Source organism: Vibrio sagamiensis NBRC 104589 (assembly GCF_007990935.1).
Taxonomy (GTDB): Bacteria; Pseudomonadota; Gammaproteobacteria; order Enterobacterales; family Vibrionaceae; genus Vibrio; species Vibrio sagamiensis.
The window spans coordinates 61,071-87,723 of record NZ_BJXJ01000003.1; the positions used below are offsets into that span (position 1 = coordinate 61,071).

The window sequence follows — 26,653 nt, forward strand, 5'->3', positions numbered from 1 at the left end:
AATCTCTAACATGGCATCTAGGGATGATACCCAGCATCTTGAGGTCACTCGAGTATAGTTGGTGATATCTCCCTTTACCTGATAGCGAAAAACAGCGACAATGCGCGACGCAGTTCCATTTGAAGTACAGAAGCGATAATGATCCATCAATACCAAGACCTTGTGACTATTTTTAATGATACTTTTTTAGCGTCTTTTAATACTCAATTAGTGCTTGGCGGTGATGAGCCCATCTACTTACCTGCCGATGAACAGCATCCTCATCATCGTATTATTTTTGCGCGTGGCTTTTATGCGTCAGCGCTTCATGAAATTTCTCATTGGTGTGTTGCTGGGCCAGAACGTCGATTATTAGAAGACTTTGGCTATTGGTATGAGCCAGATGGACGAACAGCGGAGCGCCAAGCTGAGTTCGAAAAAGTAGAAATACGTCCTCAAGCTTACGAATGGATTCTCGCTAAAAGCGCAAACTTTCCTTTTACCGTGAGTTGTGACAATCTACACGGCGATTTTGAACCGGATAGACTTGGATTCATGCACAATGTTCACCAAGAAGTGATGAAGATTCTGGCCTCAGGCCTTCCGCCACGAGTAAAGATGTTATCTGAGGCCCTGCGTGATTTTTATCAGACCAAGCCACTGGAAGCATCGGACTTCATCGTAAAATAGGCCCCAATGTAAAATAAACCTAGAGAAAGCCATGATTATTGAATTTGAAGAAAAACTACTAGAACTGATTGATACTCGAATTGAAACCGCTTCAGATGATGAGTTGTTTGCTGGGGGTTACTTGCGTGGCCATATTTCGCTTTCTGCTGCGGCATGTGAAGAAGAAGGCATTAACGATTTAGCAGAACTGAAATCGCGAATCGAAAACAGTTTAGATGCGGCACGCTCAGAATTGACTCCTGCTGACCGTGTAATTGTCAGTGATTTGTGGCAATCACTTCAAGCTCAAGTGTAAGTAAAGTTCATCGAGCTAAGAGCAGCAAATCAGTTTTGCTGCTCTAGGGTAGTATACAACGCTTATCAAACAATCGACCAAACACATAATCAAACCACTAAAAGTACTTTTGCTAGCGTGTTCTATCAGCGTCCACTTGATAGGGAAAGTTTGACTAATCTTTCTTCCTCCCAATGGTTGTATGTAAGGCTTATAACTCCGTGATGGCCTTACCTTTACGTAACCTTCTTACCCACATTCGGCTTGGGTGCAATTCCGTAAGTACATCGACAGGCAGTGGCAGTGGGTCTCCACAAATTTGAGAAGCCAGTAATTCAGCCATCAAGGGTGCTGAACTCAAACCGCGAGAGCCTAAACCTAACAAACAAAACAGGTTTGGGTACTGATGAACAGGGGAAGCCTCGTCTACGCGTTGTTTATGAAGTTCAGCGTATTGCGACTTTATGGTGGCAAAGTTTCCTACATTACCAATAAAGGGTAGGTGGTCACGGCTGACGCAGCGAATGCCTTGGCGTGATAGGTTCCCTGAAGTATCCACTTCTTTAGCCCATGCTTGATTTGGTAAGCATTTGACCAATTTTTCTGCGTTGTCCTTTTGGGCTTGTTCGTCAAACTCGTTGTCTAAATGACTGCGGTCGTAGCTTGCGCCGATACACAAATGCTGATTACTTGGGTTCACAGGCGTCATGTAGCCATCGTAACACAATACGGTTTTGAGTTTAGATAGAGTGTCAGTTGTAGGAGCATGGCTGACTTGCCCTTTAACTTGTCCCATAGGGAGATCGGCCGTTTGGCTTAGAGTCTGGAATTCACTGCCATTTGCGACTACCACGGTTGAATGTTCAAAGTGTTGGCCATTTGCCGTCAGTGTCCAAACTTGGCGAGATTCATCCCATTCTAATGCATCGACTTTATGGCCTAATCTTGTGATTAAAAGGTCCGTTTTCTCAAGTTTTGCGATTAACCCACGAGTTAGCTCAGCAGGGCATAGCCAACCGCCCATTGGGTAGTGAACGGATGCCATATCAATGGGTAGGCCAATCTTTTCAGCAGTTTCTTCAGCAGATAGCTTATGAACTAACTCAGGAGTAAAGTGGCCAGTGAGCATTTTTTCTAATTTGTCTGAAGACTTTTCATCCCACATTAATTGCGTGATACCGCACCAGTCATGATCAAATGAGATGTTTTGAGCGGCTTGGTCAACAAATTGGCGGGCAAATAAAAAACCAGGAGCAAAGACACGTGACACCCCTTTGTGTTCGCTGTTCAAGAGAGGATAGACTGCTCCCTGACGATTACCAGAGGCCCCTTCTGCAGGCTGATTGTCTTTGCAATAAAGCGCCACTTTTTGACCACGACGTATGAGTGTGGTTGCGAGGGCAGCACTGGCAATGCCACCGCCAATGATCGCAATCGAATCGTGATTGGTAGCGCTTGTTCTGTTAAACCAAGGCAGGTGATTTGAATGCGCTTTACGTTGCTCCATTGTGCCTGCAATCATTTCTCTTTTGGTGCCAAACCCCTTCACTTTCTTCATGGCAAAACCTGCTTCATTTAAGCCTCGGCGAACAAACCCAGCTGCGGTAAAGGTGGCCACGGTGCAATCTTGTTTGGCTAAATGAGCCATGCCATTGAATAAGTTTTGGTTCCACATTTCTGGGTTTTTACTCGGTGCAAAACCATCTAAAAACCAAGCATCAACCAGCCCTTGTTCGCCATAAGGAACCAAAGGTAAGCAGTCTTTAATGTCACCAAACCATAAATCGAGCGTAATGGTTCCTTCCTCTAGAACGATCCGATGACACTCAGGTACTGCAATTGGGTAGTGTTGCTGTAATTGCTCTGCAAAAGTGGCTAACTCTGGCCAAGAACGGTGGGCTTGGATCAGGTCACTTTTGCTTAGAGGGTATTTCTCAAAGCTGATGAAGTGCAACTCTTTTAACTTTGCCTCTGGATATTCACGACGAAATTCGGTAAACCTTTGCCAGGCGGCTAAGAAGTTTAAGCCCGTGCCAAATCCGGTTTCACTGATGATAAAGCGTCGTTGGTCAAAATTCTGCCATCTTTTTGGTAGATGATTTTGTTCGAGGAAAACATAACGAGTCTCCTCAAGGCCGTTAACGTTGGAAAAGTAAACATCATCAAATTGGTCAGAAACCGGCGTACCAGCTTCGTTCCAACCAAGTTCAGCGTTTTTAATTGAGGTCATAATGGTATAAATATGTGATTTGGCGCGGTTAGAATTCGTTCATTGTACGAATTTATGGGAAAGCTGACCACTTTTGTTGGCTATCTTAGTTATCATTTAGATGATTTTTGAATAATAGGAATGTCATAATGAAACGAGTCGTAATCACCGGTATGGGTATTGTTTCAAGTATCGGTAACAACGTCGAAGAAGTTTTAATGTCTCTTAAAGCGGGTAAATCTGGCATTACTGCATCAGAGCAGTTTAAAGAGCAAGGTCTACGTTCACAGGTTTGGGGTGATCTTAAAATCAATCCAGCTGAGTTCATCGACCGTAAACAGATGCGTTTTATGGGTGATGCGGCTGCTTATGCATACCTATCAATGCAGCAAGCTATTGAAGATGCAGGTCTGACAGCAGAGCAAGTCTCTAATGACCGTACAGGTATCGTAGCGGGTTCTGGAGGAGCTTCTGCTTACAACCAAACCGTTGCCACTGATACTATGCGAGCAAAAGGGGTAAAACGAGTTGGCCCTTATATGGTTCCTCGTACCATGTCGTCGACTGTGTCTGCTTGTCTTGCGACCCCATTTAAGATTCGTGGTGTGAACTACTCAATGAGTTCTGCATGTGCAACGTCAGCACACTGTATCGGTCATGCAATGGAGCTTATCCAACTGGGTAAACAAGACATCGTATTTGCTGGTGGCGGTGAAGAACTGGATTGGTCTCAAACCATGATGTTTGATGCGATGGGTGCTTTGTCGACGAAATACAATGAAACGCCAGAGCAAGCATCGCGTACATATGATGCAGATCGTGACGGTTTCGTTATCTCTGGTGGCGGCGGTATGGTTGTGATTGAAGAACTAGAGCACGCACTAGCACGTGGCGCGAAAATCTACGGTGAGATCGTAGGCTACGGCGCAACTTCTGATGGCTACGACATGGTTGCTCCATCGGGTGAAGGCGCAGTTCGCTGTATGAAGATGGCCATGCAAGATGTTGACGCTATCGATTATATCAACACTCACGGTACTTCTACTCCTGTAGGCGACGTGAAAGAGCTTGGTGCTATCCAAGAGCTATTTGGTGACAACAGCCCGGCAATCTCTGCGACTAAAGCGATGACAGGTCATGCCCTCGGTGCGGCAGGCGTTCACGAAGCGATCTACTCAACGCTTATGCTAGACAATAACTTCATTGCACCAAGCGTGAATATCTCTAATTTGGATGAAGCAGCACAAGGTCTAGATATCGTAACGGAAGCGCGTGATGCGGAACTCACAACCGTGATGTCAAATAGCTTTGGTTTTGGTGGCACTAACGCGACCCTAGTTATCAAAAAGTATCAAGCGTAATAGTTTAGCCCAGTCTGAACTTGTTGATACTCCGAGCACAGTCTTCGATGACTGAGCTCTAATATATGCCCGGCTTTTTTCGCCGGGCTTTTCTTTTGGGTATATTAGTTGAGATTTCTCAAAAAAACGGCACAATCTGTTTTGAACCAATCCCCAAATGGACAAAAGCGGGCGTTATGAAAATTATTGTTGATGAAAATATGCCGTATGCTGAAGTGCTATTCAGCCAACTCGGTGAGGTGATTCTAAAGCCAGGTCGTACGCTAACCGCTGATGATTTGGTGGATGTTGAAGCTCTTATGATTCGTTCAGTGACGAAAGTTAATGCGGACCTGCTCAGTAAAGCGAATAAGCTGAAATTCGTTGGAACCGCAACCGCAGGTATGGATCACGTTGATCAAGCGCTTCTTAAAGATAAAGAGATCTTTTTCACTGCGGCACCCGGCTGTAACAAAGTCGGCGTAGCAGAGTATGTGTTTAGCGTTATGATGGTGCTCGCACAGCAGCAAGGTTTTTCCGTTTTTGACAAAACTGTGGGTATTATCGGTGCAGGCCAGGTCGGCAGTTATCTAGAGCAATGTTTGCGAGGAATGGGGATTAACGTTCTGATCAACGATCCACTCAAGCAAGCACAAGGTGACCCTCGTAGCTTTACGCCACTGACAGAACTGATTGAAAAATCAGACATTATCACGCTGCATACTCCTATTACCAAAGAGGGGCTATACCCAACGCATCATTTGATGAATGAAGCGGTTTTAAACGATCTTCGCAGCGATCAAATTTTGATTAATGCCGCGCGTGGCCCGATTGTTGATAACCAAGCACTCAAGCAACGTTTGTTGAAAAACGATGGCTTCACCGCAGCCTTAGATGTGTTTGAATTTGAACCAGAGGTTGATATGGAGCTTCTGCCTCTGCTAGCATTCGCAACTCCTCACGTTGCAGGCTATGGTCTGGAAGGGAAAGCTCGCGGTACAACGATGATTTTCAACAGCTACTGTGAGTTCTTAAATAACGAATTACGTGCGCATGCCAGCGATTTACTGCCAACCGCGCCTGTTCCTACTATGGTATTGGACAGAGCATGGGATGAAGCAACACTGCACAACATCACGCAGTTAATCTATGATGTGCGTAAAGATGACGCTCTTTTCCGCCGTGAAATCAGTAAGCCAGGCTCTTTTGACCTGATGCGTAAAAACTACTGGGATCGCCGCGAGTACAGCGCTGTCACGCTAATGGGTAACGAAACATGCAATCTTGCACCATTAGCAAAACTAGGTTTTCAGGTTGAGGTAAGTCAATGAGTCAGCAATATAATGTTGCCATATTAGGTGCGACCGGTGCGGTCGGTGAAACCATTTTAGAAGTGCTTCAAGAGCGCAAATTTCCGGTTGGAGAACTTTTCTTACTGGCCAGTGAGCGCAGTGAAGGCAAGACCTATCGTTTCAATGGTAAAACAGTACGTGTGCAAAATGTGGAAGAGTTTGATTGGTCTCAAGCCCATATAGCTCTATTTTCTGCTGGTGGTGAGCTTTCTGCCAAGTGGGCACCTGTCGCTGCAGATGAAGGGGTGATTGTTATCGACAATACCTCACACTTCCGTTATGAGTATGATATTCCTCTTGTTGTGCCGGAAGTTAACCCTGATGCGATTGCTGAGTTCCGTAATCGTAATATCATTGCTAACCCGAACTGCTCAACGATTCAAATGCTTGTTGCTCTAAAGCCAATTCATGATGCGGTGGGTATTGAACGAATTAACGTCTCAACTTACCAATCCGTTTCTGGTGCAGGCAAAGCTGGTATTGATGAGTTGGCTGGGCAAACTGCGAAGCTGCTTAATGGCCTTCCCGCTGAGACTAACCAGTTCTCTCAGCAGATTGCCTTTAACTGTATTCCTCAGATCGACAAAATGATGGAAAACGGTTACACCAAAGAAGAAATGAAAATGGTGTGGGAAACGCAGAAGATTTTTAATGACCCTTCGATTACCGTCAACCCAACTTGTGTGCGTGTCCCCGTATTCTACGGCCATGCTGAATCTATCCATATCGAAACCTCTTCTCCGATTGATGCCCAAGAAGTGATTAATTTACTTGAACAAACGGATGGAATAGAGGTCTTTCATGGTGAAGATTTCCCAACACAAGTTCGTGATTCTAGTGGCAAAGACCATGTCATGGTGGGTCGTATTCGTAATGATATTAGTCATCACAGTGGTGTTAATCTTTGGGTTGTGGCAGATAATGTTCGAAAAGGTGCCGCGACTAACGCGGTACAGATTGCAGAAGTTCTGATTCGTGATTATTATTAATTTACTGAACTAAAAATAAAAACCTCGCAATGCGAGGTTTTTTTATGTAGAAGCAAGGAAAGATAACTGTCAAATAATAGCTGTTGGTATTTTAAACAAATTATATTGGGTTTATGCGAATATCATGTTAGGTACACATTTTTTGGTCTCAAAGCTATAATTTTACATGTGTAATCCGATATATTTAAAAGACCACCTTTAATAACTACAATTAGGTCAATAGACCCAAGCACCAAACTGAGCCTTCTATGCATCAAAATTATAAGCGTTTGTTAACTCCTTTTTTGTTGATGGGCGCAACTCAGATCTCATCAGTGGTTCAAGCCGAAGGAATTCGGTTGATTGGCCCTTCTGGTGAAGTTCGTACATCTCCAAGCTTTGCTGTGGACACGGGGCGTTCTTCATTTATGACATCTGACAGTGATCAGCCTTCGCGATTCTTTGGACCGACTCGTAACGATGAAACACTATGGTCGATTGCTTCTCGATTACGTCCTTCTTCTAGTGTCTCGGTACAACAAACGCTACTTGCTTTTTATAAAATAAACCCACAAGCGTTTGATAATCAAAATATCCACGAACTGATTCCAGGCAGTAGCTTAAGGGTCCCAACTTTGGGGCAAATTCAAAGTGCATCGACAGAGCAAGCTATTGCTATCATGAATGCACACCAAGATCGATTGCATAAGTTAAGTCCGTCGACAAGTTCCTTACAGTCAAAGGCACCTGTTACATCTTCAAAAGTTGAAGTTCCGAAATCTGATGAGATCATCACAACTAATAAACCTGTGGTGTCGACAGAACAAAAATCAGCGTCAGTAAAAACTGCGAGTACCTCTTCATCGCTTGAGCCAAAATCATCTAAATCTATTTTGCCTAAGTTGGAGACGTCTAATGAAGGTGAACAGCAGATCGTTCAGTTAAAAGACAAGTTGCAAAAAGGTTCTATAGATACTGCCCAGTTACCTCAAACGGAACTCAGTGCTCTAGAAGAAAAAAACCATCGTTTGCGATTGATGTTATCTGAAGTTCAAAATGAAGTTGAAAGCCTAAAATTATCACTTAATGATCAAGATCGTATCCGCACTGAAGTCGAGAAGCTCTTGGCTGAAGAACGACAGAATATTCAAGAGCAGCTACGCATTCAACCAAGCGTAATGGATAGTTTTCTGTCAAACGGATGGTTGGTAGGGTTAGTTGGTATCATACCGGGAGCGTTACTTGCTTTAATTATCATCTTCGTGCTCGGTCGCCGAAAAAATGCACAGCAAGCACAATCAGATCCTCTGCAGAGTTCACAGGGATTGGAACCGCTTGCTGCGCCAGTAGGCTTAGCTGTTACAGGAGCTATGACTGATGATCCAACAGCTGATAAAGAATTCTTTGGCCAAAATACAGAGCATAAAGAAGGGTCAAGTGCTGTTAATCAATTGAAGGATGCACCTGATCAAAATGATGTTTTTGCCGATTTAAATGATGATGAATTTGATTTCAACCTAGAAGATGATGATCCATTTGCGAATATTAGTGATGATGGCAGCCTCAACCTTAATTCAGACGAGCTGGATAAAACAAATGATATTCAAGGTGATCTAGAAGCTGACATCAAGGTTAGTGATGCTGATACTAATCTCGACAAAGAAGATGATCCTCTCGGTTTTGATTTATCCGATGAAAGCCCTTCAGACTCATTATCCGCTGAAGCCTTCTCTGAATTACTCGCCGCAGATGACCCCGAACAAGATTTACAGGGTGGTGCGGTTGAACAATCAATGTTGGACGACTTACTGACAAGTGTTGCTGATGATGAAATGACATCGGCAACAGACACAGAAGAAGTGGACAATCAAGATAAATCTGCTGAGCAAGATATCGATGACCTTTTAGCGGAGTTTGAAGTTACAAACACGCAAGAAGCTGATTTGCAGAGTGATCCTTTACAAGAAGAGCATTCTCTACAAAGCTCGATGGCAGAAGCATCCGACTTAGAAAACATTTCGGACAATGAAAATCAGTTTGAAAATATCAACGACGATGCAACGGCTCTATTGGATGAATTGCTTGATGAACACAATGACAATTCATTTGATGAACTGGATTCTTTACAAGAGTTGGAAGACATTGCGGGTTTAAGTGAAGAGCCTAGCCTGGCAGATGATAGTACTGAATTACTCGATGAACTGCTTGATTTTGAAGATGACGCATCATTAGACCAGGCATTTGATCCTCTTGATGAATTAGAAAATTTGACCGACTTTGGTCAAGAGACTGCAATTACAGAGCTTGATGAAAATAGCGTTGAATTATTGGATGAGCTTCTTGATGAAGGTGGACTCGATACTCATTTGAGTACTCTAAATAATTCTCAAGATTCATTAGATGAAGAAATAAATAAGCTTCCACCCGAACCAGTTGAGTCTACTAAAGAAAACCTTATTGACGATGATTTGTCTGCAGAGTTCGACACTTTGTTAGATGAGCATGAATTTAAAGAAAGTGAACAGCTGCAAGTAACTGAATCACCAGAATCTCAAGCGGAAGATGCGGATGATATAAGGGAGGATACTCAGAGTTCTATTGCTCCTGAGACCTTGGAACTTGAGGAAATCCATGACTACAAACCAACTCCCAATACGGTTGAAAATGAGTTTGGCATTCCACAAGAAGAGGATTGGTCATTTGATGAGCCGAACAGTGACCCTGTTGATGAAATACCAACTCGACAAGATCTGCCTCAACAAAATGATTCCTCCCAAAATTCTATACAAGATGCCATGGTTCAAGATTCAGCAGCACAAGAAGATCGGGTTGATGCTTCTAATCTTGTATCTGATGAGGAATATGAGAAGGTAGGTGATAGAAACATTAATGAAGCAGACTTACCGGAGTTTAATGAACAAGATGCACTTGAGGCGATGTCTGATGAGTTATCGTGGCCTGAATCTGGTGATCCATCCCCAACCTCTCAAGATGATGAGACTCTGAGTTTTGATGAGCAGGACCTACCTGAGTTTGATGAAGAGGATGCCTTAGCGTCGATGACTCAAAATCAGAGTTCAACGGAAAATTTACACCAAGCATTTTCGATAATGCCTGAGCTTCATCAATCTGTGCAGCAAGCAGAAAGTGACCAAGATGCCTTATTTGAAGTGTTTGCTCATAAAAGTGATTTTCCAAGTTCTGAAAATCAAAATAGTGATGTTCCAACACTTAGATCCTCAAATCATGAGATGCCAGAAGATGTTGATGCGTTTGATTTGCAAACTTCTGATCTTGAAGATGAGAAATTCACTCCTCATCAGTCAAGTAGTTTTGATGAATCTGCAATGGCGAACTTATTATCTGAAAATGATGAACTTGACACTTTCCCCAGTGATTTAGATAGCGACATAATCGTAAGTGCTGGCCTTAATCTTGAAACCATGCTCAATAGTGGTGATGATTGGAATGGATTTTCGTTATCACCACAAGACAGTACTTCAGAGCTTGGTATTCCACCAGATGAACTTGATGCTTGGAATACAAAAGAAGGTCCAGCACAACCTCAAATTGCACCTGAAAACTGGGCTGAACAGGACGAAATAACCGGATTGAAGCCTGAAGTAGATGTTCTTGAGCAAGATGAAAACAGCAAAGTCAGTAAGTTCATGACAATTGATGAGCTAATGGCTAAAGCCGACAAAGATGGCGGAGAGTTTGAAGAGCAGGATCTGAATTTAGATGTAGGACTTAACGAGTTCCCCGATGTGATTGGAGATATTGGCGATATCGATGTTGATAATAATGCTGAAGCATCCGGTAAGTTAGATTTGGCAAAAATTTATCTTGAAATGAACGATTATAAAGGTGCGATAAAATTGTTAGAGGAAGCAATTGTTTATGGAGAAGATGACATTCGCCGCGAAGCTAAAAATCTCATCGATGCCATTCATGGTCGATGAACCAATAAGGCTTTTATTTGGCAGTTAACGAATGTTTGAATAGATGAGTTTTTAGGATGTTTGGGGCTATTTGAATGGAAACTGGTAACAAGGCGTTACTTAGGTATATACTTCTCGCCCCATTTTAGAGTCCGAAGGTTAAAATGAGAATCGCATTAGGTATCGAATATAACGGTACAAACTACTATGGCTGGCAGCGCCAAAAAGAAGTGAGAAGTGTTCAAGAAGAGCTAGAGAAAGCGCTGTCTATCGTGGCTAACCATCCTGTTGAAGTGCAATGTGCAGGACGGACTGATGCTGGTGTTCATGGTACAGGGCAAGTGGTCCACTTTGATACTAACGTTAATCGTAAAATGGTGGCATGGACGATGGGTGCGAATGCAAATATGCCCAATGACATTGCTGTACGATGGGCGGTAGAAGTGGCAGATGAGTTCCATGCACGATTCTCAGCAACGGCACGCCGCTATCGATACATTATTTTTAATCATGCACTTCGACCAGGCATTCTGAGTTCGGGTGTCAGCCATTATCATGGTGTGCTTGATGAGAAGAAAATGCACCAAGCTGGTCAATATTTATTAGGAGAAAACGACTTCAGTTCCTTTCGAGCAGCACATTGTCAGTCACACAGCCCTTGTCGTAATTTGATGCATTTAAATGTGACGCGACATGGTGATTATATTGTAATTGATATCAAAGCTAATGCCTTTGTTCATCATATGGTTCGCAATATTACCGGGAGCCTAATTAAAGTTGGACGAGGGGAAGAGAGCCCTGAGTGGATCCAATGGCTACTTGCTGAAAAGAATCGAAAACTTGCAGGTGCAACGGCTAAAGCTGAAGGTTTATATTTAGTGGATGTTGATTACCCAGAAACTTTTGGCTTGCCATCTCAACCACTTGGGCCCCTTTTTTTGCCTAATACTTTGAACTAGGTTAGTGAATTTTACCCAGAACCTCGTTACCTTAGAGCTATAAAGTTGCTAAATATATCGGTAATTTAACGGCCACTAAAATAGGTACAACCAGTTTTTTATCTACAGTTGCAGGAAGATATGTTTTAATCTTTCTGTAATATTCCGAATTTATATCTTTCGCAATAAGGCGAAAGAACTGAGAGAAAAGGTCTTCCATGAGTTGGCTTGAAAAGATTTTAGAGAAAAGTAATCTTGTAAGTTCACGTAAAGCGTCTATTCCTGAAGGCGTGTGGACAAAATGTACTTCTTGTGAGCAGGTTCTATATCATGCTGAGCTTGAGCGTAATCTAGAGGTGTGTCCTAAGTGTAATCACCACATGCGCATGAAAGCGCGTCGTCGTCTAGAAACGTTTTTAGATAAAGGCAATCGTGTTGAACTTGGTGCAGAGTTAGAGCCACAAGATAAATTGAAGTTTAAAGATTCAAAACGCTACAAAGAGCGTATTTCAACTGCTCAGAAAAACAGCGGTGAGAAAGACGCATTAGTTGTGATGAAAGGTGAACTACTAGGAATGCCACTTGTTACTTGTGCATTTGAGTTTTCTTTCATGGGCGGCTCAATGGGATCAGTGGTTGGCGCTCGTTTTGTTAAAGCGGTTGAAGCTGCCATCGAGAATAACTGCGCCCTAGTATGCTTTTCTGCCAGTGGTGGTGCTCGTATGCAAGAGGCATTAATGTCTCTTATGCAGATGGCCAAAACCAGTGCCGCTTTAGAACGTTTATCTAAAAAAGGTCTGCCATTCATTTCAGTATTGACTGATCCAACTATGGGTGGTGTATCGGCGAGTTTAGCGATGCTTGGTGATATCAACATTGGTGAGCCGAAAGCTCTGATTGGTTTTGCTGGCCGTCGTGTTATCGAGCAGACGGTACGTGAAGACCTCCCAGAAGGTTTCCAGCGCAGTGAATTCCTATTGGATCATGGTGCGATTGATATGATTGTTGATCGTCGCGAGATGCGTCGCTGCATCGGTGGTTTGGTTGCTAAATTAACGGCTCAAGAATCCCCGCTGGATGCTTTGGTTAACGATTCTCCAAATGAAGAGTCATATTCTGTACCAGTAGCGGACGAAAAAAGGTAAAGTACTCACTAACGCAAAACCTGGCAATTTATGGTTAAAGTTAGATGACCCAAAACTCTATTCCTCAAGCCACATCCTCCTTGACGGTGTGGCTTGAATATTTAGCAAATATTCACTCTACAGCGATCGATCTTGGCTTAGAGCGCGTCCAAGCCGTTGCTCGAAAAGCCAACTTAACAAAACCTGCATCTACCATTATCACAGTAGCAGGAACTAATGGTAAAGGTTCAACTTGTGCATTAATGGAAGCCATTCTGCTCGAGGCAGGTTACTCGGTTGGTGTTTATAGCTCCCCCCACCTTATTCACTATAACGAACGTGTTCGGATTAACGGCAGAGATGTTTCTGATACTGTGCTTTGCGAATCATTCGATTACATCGAACAGCAGCGAGGCGATATCAGTCTGAGCTTGTTTGAATTTGGTACCTTAGCCGCATTGCGAGTTTTTCAAACAGAAAAAATTGATGTTGTTCTACTTGAGGTCGGTTTAGGTGGTCGATTAGATGCAACGAATGTTGTTGAACATGATATTTCAGTGATCACTAGTCTAGCCATCGACCATGTTGATTGGTTAGGTGACGATATCAATACCATTGGTTATGAAAAAGCGGGAATTTTCCGTACAGGGAAGCCAGCCATCTGTGGTCAAGCTATACCACCTGCTAGCGTGGCAGCTTATGCTGATGAGATTAAGGCAGAGCTTTTCCAAGTGGGGATTAACTTTGAATACCAACAAGCTGATAAAAGCTGGGAATGGCGCTGTGGTGCATTTGACCTTAAAGCGTTGCCATTACCTTCGTTACCCCTTCCAAATGCTGCTACCGCATTAATGGCATTGGGTGTTTCTGACTTACAGATATCAGACATTAATATTGTTAATGGCTTGAAAAGTGCGAGGCTTGCTGGTCGTATGCAAGTATTAAATGATAGTCCAACTATTATTCTTGATGTTGCACATAACCCGCATTCAGCAGAATACCTAGTTAAAAAAGTGAAAAGCCAATACGGTGATAAAAATATCCATATTGTTATTGCAATGCTGCATGATAAAGATATTAAAACAACCCTGGAAATCTTGTCACCATTGGCAACACAATGGTATCCCGCTTCACTGAAAGGACCAAGAGCAGCAACTGCGAAAGAGTTGTGTATGCACTTACCTCAGAAGCAAACGTTATTCTCCAATCCTGTCGAAGCATTTCAAGGGGCATTGAAAGTTGCGGCAAATAACGATGTGATTTTAGTCGTAGGCTCATTTCATACCGTGGGAGAGGTCTTAGCGTATTGGCAAATAGATAATAAGTAATCAAAGGTAATTTGATGTCAAGTAAATTCCAAAACCGCTTAGTCGGCACCATTATTCTAGTGGCGGTCGGAGTCATCGTACTTCCTGATATTCTAGATGGCAAAAAAATTCATTATAAAGAAGAGTTTGCTAGCATTCCGATTAAACCTGAACTGGATCGAGATGTTGAAGAGTTTGAAGTTTTAGAACCTATCGAAGATGATGTGGCACTGCCTAAATCTCCTATAGTTGCGACAGAAAATGAAACAGATTTTGAACACACGTCAACAAAGAATGCTGAACCAGAAAATCGTTCAGTGCAAAAAATACCAGTAGTGAAAAATGTGGCAACGTCAGTTCGCCCCGTTGAAGAAAAAAATCACTACCGAGATTCAGCTTGGATTATTCAATTGATGGCGTTGAAGAACCATAATAATGCAGTTGCATTAGTTGAAGACTTGAAAAAGCGTGGTTATCAAGCGCATGTAAAAAAAGAAAATACTTTTACTCGTGTCATTGTTGGACCTGATGTATCAAAATCCAAACTTGAACAACAGCTCAAAGAATTGCAAAAGATTACGGGCTCAAAAGGTCAATTGCTTAAATTTAAGCCATTAAATCCATAAGAAAACGTTTGCGTCAGCATTTTTTCTGTTAAAATGCGCGCCAACTTAAGATGAAGAAAATATGAATTGGTTAGATTTTGTCATTTTAGGTGTGATCGGATTTTCAGCTCTGATCAGCTTAGTTCGCGGCTTTGCAAAAGAAGCTTTGTCATTGGTGATTTGGTGTGGAGCATTTTTTATCTCCAGTACTTACTACGCTAAATTAGCAGTATATTTTTCCAATATCGAAGATGACATGTTTCGAAACGGGGCTGCGATTACAGTATTGTTTATCGCAACGTTAATTGTGGGAGCGGTAGTCAACTACGTCATTGCTCAACTGGTACAAAAAACGGGATTAACGGGTACAGATCGAATTCTCGGTATCGTATTTGGTGGCTTACGTGGTGTGCTAATTGTTTCTGCGTTGCTGTTTTTTATGGATGCGTTTACAGCATTCCCAAGTTCAGATTGGTGGCAAAATTCTCAATTGGTTCCAGAGTTTAGTCGAATCATAGCCCCATTTTTTGATCATTTACAAGCAACATCAAGTTTTATGTCTGGTACTACTTAGTAGTGCCAGCTACTGTCGCAAATCGAGGATTAGGACATGTGTGGTATTGTTGGAATCGTGGGCACAACGCCTGTAAACCAGTCAATTTATGACGCGTTAACAGTGTTACAGCATCGTGGCCAAGATGCCGCGGGCATTTGTACCATAGAAAGCAATCGTTTTCGTCTGCGCAAGGCGAACGGTTTAGTGAAAGATGTGTTTGAAGCAAGACACATGCAACGTTTACAAGGAGAGGTTGGGATAGGGCATGTGCGTTATCCTACTGCGGGCAGCTCTAGTGCTTCTGAAGCGCAGCCTTTTTATGTCAATTCTCCTTTTGGTATTACGCTGGCACACAATGGTAACTTGACTAATGCCAATGATGTTCGTCAGAAACTATTCGAAAAAGATCGTCGTCACATCAACACGACATCCGATTCTGAAGTACTACTTAATGTTTTGGCCCATGAAATTGACACCGTGAAAGGCAACGTTGGTGTCGAAGATGTATTTCGTGCAGTAACAAACGTTCACCGTGCTATTCGAGGTGCTTATGCTGTCGTCGCAATGATCATTGGACATGGTATGGTTGCCTTCCGTGACCCTCATGGCATTCGTCCTCTGTGCTTGGGTAAACGTGAAGTTAACGGCCGAACAGAGTATATTGTTGCTTCTGAGTCTGTTGCGTTGGATGCGGTAGGTTTTGACTTCATGCGAGATGTAGCACCGGGTGAAGCGGTATATGTAACTTTTGATGGTCAACTATTTACAAAGCAGTGTGCGGATAATCCCACACTTAACCCTTGTATTTTCGAGTTCGTTTATTTTGCACGCCCAGATTCATTTATCGATAAAATTTCGGTTTACAGTGCTCGTGTTGAAATGGGTAAAAAATTAGGTCAGCGTATTCGCGAAGATTATGCCGATCTCGATATCGATGTTGTTATCCCTATTCCTGAAACATCATGTGATATTGCATTGCAGATCGCTCAAGCCTTAGAAAAACCATATCGACAAGGCTTTGTTAAAAATCGTTATGTGGGCAGAACATTTATTATGCCGGGTCAACAACAACGCAAAAAATCCGTTCGTCGAAAATTGAATGCGATTCGCTCTGAATTTAAAGATAAAAACGTATTATTGGTTGATGACTCTATCGTACGTGGTACCACCTCTGAGCAAATTATCGAAATGGCACGTGACTCCGGTGCAAATAAAGTATTTATGGTATCAGCAGCGCCGGAGGTACGTTTCCCTAATGTATATGGCATCGATATGCCAAGTGCTTCTGAATTGATTGCCCACGGTCGTGATAATGAGGCCATTTGTAGACATATCGGGGCTGATGCACTCATTTATCAACGTCTTGATGACTTGGTTTATGCTGTCGGCTTAGGCAATCATGACATTAGCCAGTTTGATACATCAGTTTTTAATGGTGAATATGTAACGGGTGATATTGACCAAAAGTATCTAGATTTCTTGGATGGTATGCGTAACGATGACGCAAAAGTTCAACGTGAAATACAACAAGATTTAGCTAACCTTGAGCTTCACAACGAAGGAGTTTAGATTCGTTTCTATTGATCAAGTTGTTTGCTTTTTACTCACCAATTTGAGTGCTAATAAAAAAACCAGAGTAGGTGTACTCTGGTTTTTTTATACTGTTATTACTGGACTAGCTCAATTTATTTTCAATAACAAAATCAATAAATAGGCGTACCTTTTCTGGTAAATGATCTTTATGATTGTAGAGCATATAGATATCACGAGGGTTGGCACTCCAGTCGGGTAGAATACGCACCAGTTCTCCACGCTCGATGTACTCTTCTATCATCACATCTGGCATTAGCGTAATGCCTAGGTCTTCAGAGCAAGCGCTTCGTACAACGTTCAGCGCATTCGCTTGAAATCTTGCTCGCTCGTTATTTACGACGATTTCGCCCTTGTTATTAAGCAGTGTCCATTTTAATAAAGGGTAGCCTTTCAATAAGGCATGCTCAGAGAGATCTTCTGCGTGGTGAGGAGAAGGATGTGATGCAAGATATTTAGGACTGGCTACAAGAATATCTTTGACTTCTCCAACTTTTCGTGCGATCAGGCTAGAGTCACGTTGTGGACCCACTCGAAAAATGACATCCCACTCTGTTGGATCAAGTTGATCTGCATTACTTTCCGTGGTCAGTTCAACATTGATATCGGGAAATTTGTGCATGAAGGCATTAAGCATGGGCATCATCATGCGTTTTGTCAGGTTATTCGGAGCAGAAATTTTAATTCTACCTGATGCACCACGACAATTATCAGTAATTTCTTCAGCAGTTGATGTTAACTGTTGAAGTAAAGGAGAGCATTCATTAAAAAATCGTTCCCCAGCTTCCGTCAAAGAGAGCTTTCGAGCGTGACGATTGAGTAAACGTAGACTTACTGAATCTTCAAGGGCTTGAATGCGCCGAGTGATAGTCGCTACAGGGATCATAGTTTTTCTCGAAGTTGAGGTATAGCTTCCATTTTCAACAACTAATCGAAACAGGTTTAAATCATCTAGTTTCATATTTCCGGGCACGTCAATTGATCGTTTGTGGATAAATTATTATTAATTTTGTGATAAGAATTCACTTTAAGCCAGTTTGTGCTGATATTTGAACACAGCCTGAGGCTGTGAGCAAATTATTGTGCTTCGCTCAATATTTGAATAAACCTCAATTTAAGGCTAGGGTTTATAACAAGGTTAATAAACCTTAGACCTTGTTATGCATCGTTATGTATTTCATGGCTGATTTTCTTAGCAAGGTAAATTACAAAAATAATAATGTATAAGCAGTTCTGTCTGAGCTTTGTGAGGTATAAAAGTATGTTTAACACTCACGATCAAATGGCAAAGGTCTCGGCAAATGAAGTGGTTCACGCAAAACGTATCATGCTCGTAGACGACGACCCTGTCTTTCGTAAAGTAACCAGCACTTACTTAGTTGGGCTTGGTTACAAGGTTTCTGAAGCTGAAAATGGCCTGAAAGCTCTTCAGCTGCTGAGAGAGTCTTGCCCTGACCTCGTACTTTGTGACTTATCTATGCCTGTACTCAATGGTATTGAATTTGTTGAGGAAGTGAGCCTTGAGTATCCATCATTACCAATGATTGTGGTCTCTGGAACAGATGATATGTCTGATGTAGCAAAAGCATTGCGTTTTGGTATTAAAGACTTTTTGCCCAAGCCAATTATTAACTATCAACACCTATCTCAAGCTATTGAGACAACATTGATAAGTTCCGATTGCCATTTTTCAGAGCAAAGAGACTTTGCCAGCCAGTGGTTTCGTGTTGATGATGGAGGAGAGCTGCCCGCAGAACAAGAGCTTTACTGGCATCTTGAACACCTACGAGAAAACCCTAATGCCGCGCGGGATTTACTGCATGCTTTGCTGCCTGATAAAGACACCTCTCAAGGTAATTGGGCGTGTAATTATCGTCTGCTTCAATCGACGGATGTTATGCCATTGGTATTTGATTATCGTTGGTTGATGAATGGACAGTTTGTCTTTTATCTTGTTGATTCTTCTTCTTTGACTCGAGATGGGGTAGCAACCACGTTATTAGTGAGAGCTTTGTTCGACGATTATTTACGTAACTTAAAAAGCTTTAGCGCCGATCTCAAGGATATGGTTGAGATCGTTGAAAAAGGGATAAAATGTTCCAATTACGCTGGCTCGGTGAATGCTATGTTTGGTGTCGCAGATCTTGCCTCGGCATCAGTGTCAATTTTACCTGCTGGCTTAGAGAGTAATTGGGCTAGTGAGCACATGAAACACCATATCTCTGGTGATAAAAAGCTGGGTGAGGGCTGTTTGAAAAACTTTATAACTCGAGATATGTCGATGGATAAAGTGGGTCAGCTGTCTGTTGGGCGTCTTGGTTCATCAAGCTTTAACCTTCGCATCACACGCAAAATTCAGGTTGCTTAAATTTCTTTTTAAAGGAAACAGATCTTGTTTTGTTCAGTATAAAACAGCAATGCAATGCTAACTTACGGACTGCGCTTCGAGCATTGCACTGCTTCTGTTCTCACAGCATTCTTCCCCTTAATATTGTTGGGTGTTTTACCTTTGTTATTTAGGGTATAGTGAACGCTTAAACAAAATTTACTCATGTCTACAACGCTAATCTAACATTTGAATGAGCAATAAAGACATCGCACGATTGATTCAGGGAGAACATTATGGCAGACAAAGACTTCAAAGAACCTTATAATATTTTTTATTTTTTCGGCTTCATTGCTGTACTGTTACTTCCTACTTTACCTGCCATTATCACATGGCTACGTGTTGCAAACGGCTACGCAGGATTTTAAGTAGTTAATCACTTTCGGAGTTCACCATTCGCGTTCATCGTTACTTTTTAATTTTTTCAGGTGGGCTCTTTTTGATTCTGGGTATCCTTGGCATTGTCTTGCCACTATTGCCAACAACACCTTTCATCTTACTATCCAGTGCCTGTTTTATGCGTGGCAGCCCTAAATTGCACCAGTGGTTACATCAACATAGAATTTTTGGACCCATTCTTGAAAACTGGACACAGCATCGTGCCGTCACGAGTAAGGTCAAACAACGCGGTGCAATATTCATCATCTTAAGTTTTACTGTTTCAATTTATGTTGCGCCACTCATGTGGGTAAAAATTATGCTATCAGGCATGCTAATCGTTGTGTTAATAGGCTTTATACGTATCCCTGTGATAGAGCCAGTTGATGATAGCAAAGAAAATCACTAAAATTGTAGAGATCAGTACGCCTGCTCCTTAAGTAGGCTTTATATTTTCAGAAGCTATGCTTACCTCACGTGGGCACAGTGAAGATAACCTATTGTTTATTGCCCTTTATCGTCATAAATAGTGATAGAAAGTGAGCAGTAACCCAATCTGAGTAAATCGGTATTATGACTACAGAAACCATTTCGTTGATCCAATCTAGCATCAAAAGCATTCCAGATTACCCAAAGCCAGGTATTTTATTCCGTGATGTCACGAGTCTTTTAGAAGATTCAACTGCCTATCAGGCGACGATTAATCTTTTAGTTGATCGTTACAAAGATATGGGATTTACCAAGGTAGTGGGTACTGAAGCTCGTGGTTTCCTTTTTGGCGCTCCGCTGGCTCTTGCTTTAGGGGTTGGATTTGTACCAGTGCGTAAGCCGGGTAAACTTCCTCGTCCAACAATAGCTCAATCGTATGAGTTAGAGTATGGCGTAGATACACTTGAAATCCACACTGATGCTATTGTTGAAGGCGATAAAGTTTTACTTGTTGATGATTTGCTAGCAACAGGTGGAACCATTGAAGCAACCACTAAACTGATTCGTCAACTTGGTGGAGAAGTTGAGCATGCAGCATTCGTTATCAACCTACCAGAGATAGGTGGTGATAAACGTCTAGAAGGGTTAGGCTTAAGCGTATACAGCATTTGTGAGTTTGAAGGACACTAATACATTCAATGAGTTATTTAGCTTTAGCGCGAAAGTGGCGCCCTCATACGTTCGAACAAGTGGTTGGCCAAAGCCATGTGCTGACAGCGTTAGAAAACGCATTAGCGCAAAACCGTTTGCATCATGCATACCTTTTTAGTGGTACCCGAGGTGTAGGAAAAACAACAATTGGCCGTCTGTTTGCTAAAGGGCTGAACTGTGAAACGGGTATTACCTCGACTCCATGTGGGCAATGTGATACCTGCCGTGAGATCGATGAAGGTCGTTTTGTTGACTTACTTGAGATCGATGCGGCTTCTCGCACTAAAGTTGAAGATACTCGAGAGCTGTTAGACAACGTCCAATATAAACCTGCACGTGGACGCTTTAAAGTGTACCTTATCGATGAGGTGCACATGCTCTCGCGTCACTCATTTAATGCCTTATTAAAGACACTAGAAGAGCCGCCAGAATACGTTAAGTTTCTTCTAGCAACTACTGACCCACAAAAATTACCAGTAACGATTTTATCTCGTTGCTTGCAATTTCATCTTAAACCGATCAGTGTTGATGATATCCATCAACAGTTAGACCGTATTCTCGAAAAAGAACAGGTCTCAGCAGAAGTTCGTGCAATTGGCATGATCTCTCATGCTGCAGATGGCAGTATGCGGGATGCTTTAAGTCTCACTGATCAAGCCATTGCCTTGGGTAATGGTGCGATTCAAACCGATAGCGTGAGCCACATGCTCGGCACTATCGATACTGATCAAGCGATTCATCTACTGGAGGCGATCAGCAGCAAGTTACCTCAACAAGCGATGGATACAATCGAGCAACTTGCAGCTAATGGTGTTGATTGGGATGGATTATTGCAGCAACTATCGGCTCAGTTACATCGTGTTGCAATGTGTCAGGCATTACCATCGACATTAGACCGAACCCGGCCAGATGCAGAAAAAATCGAACTATTGAGTAAAAATCTGACGCCACAAGATGTGCAGCTTTATTATCAAATCGCATTAAAAGGTCGAGATGATCTGCCATTAGCTCCGAATGGACGCACTGGCATTGAGATGATTGTCTTGCGCATGATGGCATTTAGACCTGCAGAGCATCGCGGCGCTAATGTTATTTCCACCGCTTCGCAGCCACAAACTGGGTCAACGGTGCCGCCACAGGTAAATACGCAGGTAACGCAACCCTCACACCCTAGCACTACAACACAGGTGCCAAGTCAAGCGTCTCAACCAGCTTATCAATCCAACCGCCCTACGATGGAGCCTCAAGCACAAAATCATGCGCCTCAAATGCCGTCTGATTATTCAAAAAGACAAAACATGGCACCGCCACATGATCCCACTGCGGCGGAAGAAAGTGCTCCGGTTGAGCATAATGTTCCTCCTGCACCAGACAATACACCAGCACGCAGCAGCTTGAATGGTTTGCGTCATCAACTGCGTTCCCAGCGTCAAGGACAGCAACAGCAACCTGCTGCGAGTGGTGGGCCAAAAAAGTCTAGCGCGACATCTGCTCAGAAAGAATCGGTTATTGACCGCCTTTCTCAATTGCACAGCAATACTGCACAGGTGTCGCCTAAACTGAATTCTAAAACAGAAAACACCAGCGTAGACGAGGACGAAGCGTATCGTTGGCGACCGATGAAGCCAGTGGAAAAAAAGGCAACTGTCGAGCTGACACCGACGCAGATTAAACAAGCGCTTTCACATGAGAAAACGCCTGAAATGATCCAAAAGCTTGTCGATGAGTCGTTAGAAAAAGATTCATGGGCGAAGCTAATCAGCCAAATGCAGATGCCGAAGCTTGTCGAGCAGTTAGCCCTTAACTCTAGCTTCACAAAAGAGGGCTCAAGCGTATCTCTGCATCTCAGAAACCAACAAGCGCATTTAAATACTGACAAGGCGCAAAGCGAGCTACTTCAAGCGTTAAATACGACGCTGGGTGAAACCTGTCATTTGAGTGTGGAAGTTGGCGAAAGTGGAGAGACTCCATTAGAGTTGAGAGATAGGTTATACCAAGAAAAGTTACAACAAGCTGTGCTCAGTTTAGAGAACGACCCTCACGTCCAATTTATTGAACGTCGGTTTGCAGCAGAGCTTGATAAAGATAGTATAAGACCTATCTAAAAATCGGACGCAATGGGGTTGAAAAGACTGATTTACAGCCCCATTAACAGAGATAACACCTAGTAAACCAGAGAGATGAACATGTTTGGTAAAGGCGGTATGGGCAACCTAATGAAGCAAGCCCAGCAAATGCAAGATCGCATGCAAAAGCTTCAAGAAGAAATCGCGAATATGGAAGTCACAGGTGAATCTGGTGCTGGTCTAGTAAAAGTGACCATCACAGGTAGCCACAGTGTACGTCGTGTCGACATCGATGAAAGCTTGATGGAAGACGACAAAGAGATGCTTGAAGACTTGATTGCAGCAGCATTCAATGATGCTGCTCGTCGCGTAGAAGAAACGCAAAAAGAGAAAATGGCTTCTGTGACTGGCGGTATGCAATTACCACCAGGCATGAAAATGCCATTCTAATCGGCTGAATTTTAATAAATCGGATTCTTAATGCGTACCAGCCATATGCTGGAACAATTGATGGAGGCCTTACGTTGTCTACCTGGGGTTGGCCCCAAGTCGGCTCAGCGTATGGCCTTTCATTTGTTACAGCGAGACAGAAAAGGCGGTCTGCAATTGGCAGATGCGCTAAGTCAATCAATGACTGAAATTGGCCATTGTTCCGAGTGTCGAACCTTCACTGAAGAAGACGTTTGCCATATTTGTACCAACCCTAAACGGCAAGAAAACGGCCAAATGTGTGTCGTGGAAAGCCCAGCAGATATCTCAGCAGTAGAAGCCACCGGGCAATACTCTGGTCGATACTTTGTCCTGATGGGGCACTTATCACCGCTAGACGGCATTGGCCCAAGTGATATTGGTCTAGATATTTTGGATTACCGTCTGCGCAGAAGGGACATCACTGAGGTCATTCTGGCGACCAACCCAACAGTAGAAGGGGAGGCGACGGCACATTACATTGCAGAGCTGTGTAAAGAACATCAAGTGGATGCGAGCCGCATCGCTCATGGTGTACCTGTAGGGGGTGAGCTTGAGCTCGTAGATGGTACAACGTTGTCACACTCGCTGTTAGGTCGACACAAGATTTAATCATTGAATTTAATACAAAGCCGCTGGAATTCAGCGGCTTTTTTATGAGAGTTATGGATGGTTCAAGCTAGGTAAGTAACTCAAGCTCTGTAATATTAGTCAGTGCTTCTTGATTGGTCTGACCGCAAACCACAGGGCAGGGCTTAAACTCATGGCACACTTTAGGACGCTCTGGTTTGCCAAACAGTTTGCACAGATTATCATCGTTGAGTTGAATACAACGTTCACCAGCAGGTTTACCACTGGGCATACCTGGTATCGGTGAGGAAATACTCGGGGCGATGCAGCAAGCACCACAGCCTAGTCGACACTCCATTTTAAAGCCCTCATAAAAAATAAGACGGCAATTATGAGCATTTTTTGCCAGATTGGAAGTATTGATTTTTATCTCAACGGAATGGGTTGAGCAGCAAAACTTGAAATTTTTGCATCATAAGGGTATAAAACGCACCCTATTCACTCCCACTCAGTAGTAAGTAATAAGCGTATGACTTCTCCATTTTGGCAAACTAAATCACTCGAGAACATGACAGAAGAAGAATGGGAATCGCTATGTGATGGTTGCGGTAAATGTTGTTTACATAAACTCATGGATGAAGATACCGATGAAATTTATTACACCAATGTGGCATGCAGCTGGTTAAATAGCAAAACCTGCTCTTGTAAGGATTATCCGAATCGTTTTACTTCAGGTGAAGAGTGCACCAAACTTACTCGCGAAGACATCGAAGATTTTACTTGGTTGCCTCATACATGTGCGTACCGTTTGTTAGCAGAAAACCAACCTTTACCAGAGTGGCATCCTCTTATTACCGGTTCTAAATCAGCCATGCATGCAGCAGGGGAGAGTGTAAGAAACAAGATCGTATATGAAATCGACGTAGTAAATTGGGAAGACCACATTTTAAATCATCCCAAGCGATAGTTTTACTTATTAAACACTTAAGCCTATTGAAAATGTCGATTCGCCCCCTTCTAAGGTATTTTAGTTTTACATAGATAATCATCTTCTAAAGTACTGCGATGATAGAGGCCTATTATTTGAAGTATGACAAGTAGATACCATTGCGTAATGCTTACTTCAAATAAACACTCTGATTTTTATCCTATGAATTGATCTGAAAGCGTGACAAATTTTCAAAGCTACATGGAATCGTATTTTTTTGAACGAGTATCTTAAATCTTTAATGTAAGTGTTTAAAGCGCGTGAATTTAATTTTTATTTTTAAATCAGTTACTTAACATAATACTGATAATGCCGCCTAAGAAAGGTAAGTGTTCTAGCCTGTTGACTTTGGTGTTGACTTTTTTGCGAATAATCCACAAAAGTGATTGTCATTGGAATGTATGTATGTTTTTTAAAAAAAGTGAAAAAGTAAAAAAGACCGATCTTAATCAAGATTTTATTGAATCTTTATATGGATCACTTGCAGTTATTGAGTTTACTCCAGAAGGGAACATTTTAAATGCCAGTGATATATTTTTATCTTGTGTTGGATATCAAAAGCAAGAAGTTATAGGTAAACATCATTCTCTCTTTTGTTTAAAAGAAATCGCCTCATCGAAAGAATATTTCCACTTTTGGCAAAATCTAGCATCAGGGGAAGCACAAAGTGGGGTTTTCCCCCGACTTAATAAATCAGGAAAAGAGATATTTGTTGAGGCAACGTACTTCCCGATTCTCTCTGATGGAAAAGTCATAAAAGTTGCTAAGGTGGCATCCGATGTTACAGATAAACATATAAGAAGCATTGAAGATAGTGAGTTATTAAGTGCATTAGACCGAACTTCTGCTGTTATTACATTTACAACTTCTGGAGAAGTCATTAATGCAAATGATGCATTCCTGAGTACTTTAGGTTACTCAAAAGATGAAGTCGTAACCAAGCATCATAAAATGTTTTGTTTTGATGAGTTTTACCAAAATAATCCTTATTTTTGGAAGGAGTTAGAAGGTGGTAGGGCATTAAGTGGGCGCTTTTTAAGAAAATCAAAGCTAGGCGACAGAGTTTGGATTCAAGCATCTTATAACCCAATCATTAACGATAAAAACGAAGTGTATAAAGTGGTTAAGTTTGCTACTGACATTACATTAGAGGTTCTTCAAGAAGAAGCTTCAAAAGACGCGATATCGATTGCTTACACGACAGCCGTTGAAACTGAACAAGTAGCAACAAATGGTAAGGAGTCAATAAACCAAGCTCAAGAACAATCATTAGGTGTCGTTCAGCAAGTGGAAAGTTCTGTCGAAATAATAAATAAGCTTAATGAGCTCTCTACTAACATTGAAAATATCGTCCAAGTTATTGGAAGTATTGCTGATCAAACGAATTTATTGGCTTTAAATGCAGCAATAGAAGCCGCAAGAGCTGGTGAGTATGGACGTGGTTTTGCTGTTGTAGCTGATGAAGTGAGGGTTTTAGCTTCCAAGACATCAGGATCAACAGATGAGATTAGCCGGGTTGTCTCTGAAAATGTCATGCTGACGAATCAAATCTCCGATTCTATGGGGAAAATTAGAGTAGCTTCAATAGATACAAATAAACAATTGCACACCGTGTCTTCTGTGATCAATGAAATACAAAGAGGAGCAGAGGACGTCGCTAAAAATATGTCCAATTTAACGTAACAACACTCAGTGCGTACCTAATCCAATCTTTTTGCAAGTGCGATTTTATTCATCGCACTAGTTCTTCACAACCAGTGTGCCATACTCGTAATTGCCTACGT

23 protein-coding genes and 2 pseudogenes are annotated in these 26,653 nt (G+C 42.3%); 22 read left to right on the forward strand and 3 right to left on the reverse strand.

Annotated elements, in window-relative coordinates:
- Window positions 1-138 precede the first annotated feature (138 nt).
- Window positions 139-669, forward strand: coding sequence for an elongation factor P hydroxylase (locus VSA01S_RS02455; RefSeq protein ID WP_039980182.1), 531 nt, complete (start codon window positions 139-141; stop codon window positions 667-669).
- Between the two features lie 31 nt (window positions 670-700).
- On the forward strand, window positions 701-964 hold the full coding sequence (locus VSA01S_RS02460; protein ID WP_039980183.1) for a YfcL family protein: 264 nt from the start codon (window positions 701-703) through the stop codon (window positions 962-964).
- Between the two features lie 190 nt (window positions 965-1,154).
- Here the strand turns inward: VSA01S_RS02460 and mnmC are convergent, their stop codons facing one another.
- Window positions 1,155-3,173, reverse strand: a complete 2,019-nt coding sequence (gene mnmC / locus VSA01S_RS02465) for a bifunctional tRNA (5-methylaminomethyl-2-thiouridine)(34)-methyltransferase MnmC2/FAD-dependent 5-carboxymethylaminomethyl-2-thiouridine(34) oxidoreductase MnmC1 (RefSeq protein ID WP_039980184.1) — start codon at window positions 3,171-3,173, stop codon at window positions 1,155-1,157.
- A 128-nt stretch (window positions 3,174-3,301) separates the two neighbouring features.
- Here mnmC and fabB point away from each other — a divergent pair, with 128 nt between their 5' ends.
- From fabB to purF, 11 genes and pseudogenes are all read left to right on the forward strand, one after another.
- Window positions 3,302-4,513 (forward strand): beta-ketoacyl-ACP synthase I, encoded by a 1,212-nt coding sequence (gene fabB / locus VSA01S_RS02470; RefSeq protein ID WP_039980186.1) that lies wholly within the window; start codon window positions 3,302-3,304, stop codon window positions 4,511-4,513.
- A gap of 176 nt (window positions 4,514-4,689) precedes the next feature.
- Window positions 4,690-5,823 (forward strand): 4-phosphoerythronate dehydrogenase, encoded by a 1,134-nt coding sequence (locus tag VSA01S_RS02475; protein WP_039980210.1) that lies wholly within the window; start codon window positions 4,690-4,692, stop codon window positions 5,821-5,823.
- Window positions 5,820-6,833 (forward strand): aspartate-semialdehyde dehydrogenase, encoded by a 1,014-nt coding sequence (locus VSA01S_RS02480; protein ID WP_039980187.1) that lies wholly within the window; start codon window positions 5,820-5,822, stop codon window positions 6,831-6,833. The genes VSA01S_RS02475 and VSA01S_RS02480 overlap by 4 nt, the downstream gene beginning before the upstream one ends.
- Window positions 6,834-7,081: 248 nt before the next feature.
- Window positions 7,082-10,774: a FimV/HubP family polar landmark protein gene (locus VSA01S_RS02485; RefSeq protein ID WP_039980188.1), complete on the forward strand. Its 3,693-nt coding sequence runs from the start codon at window positions 7,082-7,084 to the stop codon at window positions 10,772-10,774.
- Window positions 10,775-10,917: 143 nt separating this feature from the next.
- A complete protein-coding gene (truA, locus tag VSA01S_RS02490) occupies window positions 10,918-11,712 on the forward strand; it encodes a tRNA pseudouridine(38-40) synthase TruA (protein WP_039980189.1) in 795 nt (264 codons plus the stop codon).
- Between the two features lie 197 nt (window positions 11,713-11,909).
- The gene (gene accD / locus VSA01S_RS02495; RefSeq protein WP_039980190.1) at window positions 11,910-12,836 is read left to right on the forward strand and encodes an acetyl-CoA carboxylase, carboxyltransferase subunit beta; all 927 of its coding nucleotides are present in this window, start codon (window positions 11,910-11,912) and stop codon (window positions 12,834-12,836) included.
- 44 nt (window positions 12,837-12,880) lie between these two features.
- Window positions 12,881-14,143 carry a bifunctional tetrahydrofolate synthase/dihydrofolate synthase gene (folC, locus tag VSA01S_RS02500; protein WP_039980192.1) on the forward strand — a complete coding sequence of 421 codons (1,263 nt, stop codon included), beginning with the start codon at window positions 12,881-12,883 and terminating at the stop codon, window positions 14,141-14,143.
- A gap of 14 nt (window positions 14,144-14,157) precedes the next feature.
- Window positions 14,158-14,370 (forward strand): annotated as a pseudogene (locus tag VSA01S_RS20525) (cell division protein DedD); the annotation flags it as partial.
- A gap of 108 nt (window positions 14,371-14,478) precedes the next feature.
- Window positions 14,479-14,748 (forward strand): annotated as a pseudogene (locus tag VSA01S_RS20530) (SPOR domain-containing protein); the annotation flags it as partial.
- Window positions 14,749-14,809: 61 nt separating this feature from the next.
- Window positions 14,810-15,301 (forward strand): CvpA family protein, encoded by a 492-nt coding sequence (locus VSA01S_RS02510; RefSeq protein WP_039980194.1) that lies wholly within the window; start codon window positions 14,810-14,812, stop codon window positions 15,299-15,301.
- A 36-nt stretch (window positions 15,302-15,337) separates the two neighbouring features.
- Complete coding sequence (purF, locus tag VSA01S_RS02515) at window positions 15,338-16,852, forward strand: amidophosphoribosyltransferase (RefSeq protein WP_039980195.1); 1,515 nt, start codon at window positions 15,338-15,340, stop codon at window positions 16,850-16,852.
- 106 nt (window positions 16,853-16,958) lie between these two features.
- Here purF and VSA01S_RS02520 read toward each other — a convergent pair whose 3' ends face one another.
- Complete coding sequence (locus tag VSA01S_RS02520; RefSeq protein ID WP_039980196.1) at window positions 16,959-17,834, reverse strand: LysR family transcriptional regulator; 876 nt, start codon at window positions 17,832-17,834, stop codon at window positions 16,959-16,961.
- Between the two features lie 300 nt (window positions 17,835-18,134).
- Here VSA01S_RS02520 and VSA01S_RS02525 point away from each other — a divergent pair, with 300 nt between their 5' ends.
- The 7 genes from VSA01S_RS02525 to recR all read left to right on the forward strand — a co-directional run bounded on the left by VSA01S_RS02525 (window position 18,135) and on the right by recR (window position 23,923).
- Window positions 18,135-19,241, forward strand: coding sequence for a response regulator (locus VSA01S_RS02525; RefSeq protein WP_039980197.1), 1,107 nt, complete (start codon window positions 18,135-18,137; stop codon window positions 19,239-19,241).
- 254 nt (window positions 19,242-19,495) lie between these two features.
- Window positions 19,496-19,627: a hypothetical protein gene (locus tag VSA01S_RS20450; protein ID WP_039980198.1), complete on the forward strand. Its 132-nt coding sequence runs from the start codon at window positions 19,496-19,498 to the stop codon at window positions 19,625-19,627.
- 50 nt (window positions 19,628-19,677) lie between these two features.
- The gene (locus VSA01S_RS02535) at window positions 19,678-20,046 is read left to right on the forward strand and encodes a YbaN family protein (protein WP_083932217.1); all 369 of its coding nucleotides are present in this window, start codon (window positions 19,678-19,680) and stop codon (window positions 20,044-20,046) included.
- A gap of 164 nt (window positions 20,047-20,210) precedes the next feature.
- Complete coding sequence (gene apt, locus VSA01S_RS02540) at window positions 20,211-20,756, forward strand: adenine phosphoribosyltransferase (protein ID WP_039980200.1); 546 nt, start codon at window positions 20,211-20,213, stop codon at window positions 20,754-20,756.
- 8 nt (window positions 20,757-20,764) lie between these two features.
- Window positions 20,765-22,882, forward strand: coding sequence for a DNA polymerase III subunit gamma/tau (gene dnaX, locus VSA01S_RS02545; RefSeq protein ID WP_039980201.1), 2,118 nt, complete (start codon window positions 20,765-20,767; stop codon window positions 22,880-22,882).
- A gap of 81 nt (window positions 22,883-22,963) precedes the next feature.
- Window positions 22,964-23,293 (forward strand): YbaB/EbfC family nucleoid-associated protein, encoded by a 330-nt coding sequence (locus VSA01S_RS02550; RefSeq protein ID WP_005380618.1) that lies wholly within the window; start codon window positions 22,964-22,966, stop codon window positions 23,291-23,293.
- A gap of 30 nt (window positions 23,294-23,323) precedes the next feature.
- Window positions 23,324-23,923, forward strand: a complete 600-nt coding sequence (gene recR, locus VSA01S_RS02555; protein ID WP_039980202.1) for a recombination mediator RecR — start codon at window positions 23,324-23,326, stop codon at window positions 23,921-23,923.
- Between the two features lie 67 nt (window positions 23,924-23,990).
- On the opposite strand, the gene VSA01S_RS02560 is transcribed toward recR, so the two are convergent.
- Complete coding sequence (locus VSA01S_RS02560; protein WP_039980204.1) at window positions 23,991-24,239, reverse strand: YkgJ family cysteine cluster protein; 249 nt, start codon at window positions 24,237-24,239, stop codon at window positions 23,991-23,993.
- 171 nt (window positions 24,240-24,410) lie between these two features.
- Between VSA01S_RS02560 and VSA01S_RS02565 the strand changes: the two genes are divergently transcribed.
- Both VSA01S_RS02565 and VSA01S_RS20455 read left to right on the forward strand, forming a co-directional pair.
- Window positions 24,411-24,848: a YcgN family cysteine cluster protein gene (locus VSA01S_RS02565; protein ID WP_039980205.1), complete on the forward strand. Its 438-nt coding sequence runs from the start codon at window positions 24,411-24,413 to the stop codon at window positions 24,846-24,848.
- 426 nt (window positions 24,849-25,274) lie between these two features.
- Window positions 25,275-26,552: a methyl-accepting chemotaxis protein gene (locus VSA01S_RS20455; RefSeq protein WP_039980206.1), complete on the forward strand. Its 1,278-nt coding sequence runs from the start codon at window positions 25,275-25,277 to the stop codon at window positions 26,550-26,552.
- Window positions 26,553-26,653: the final 101 nt, after the last annotated feature.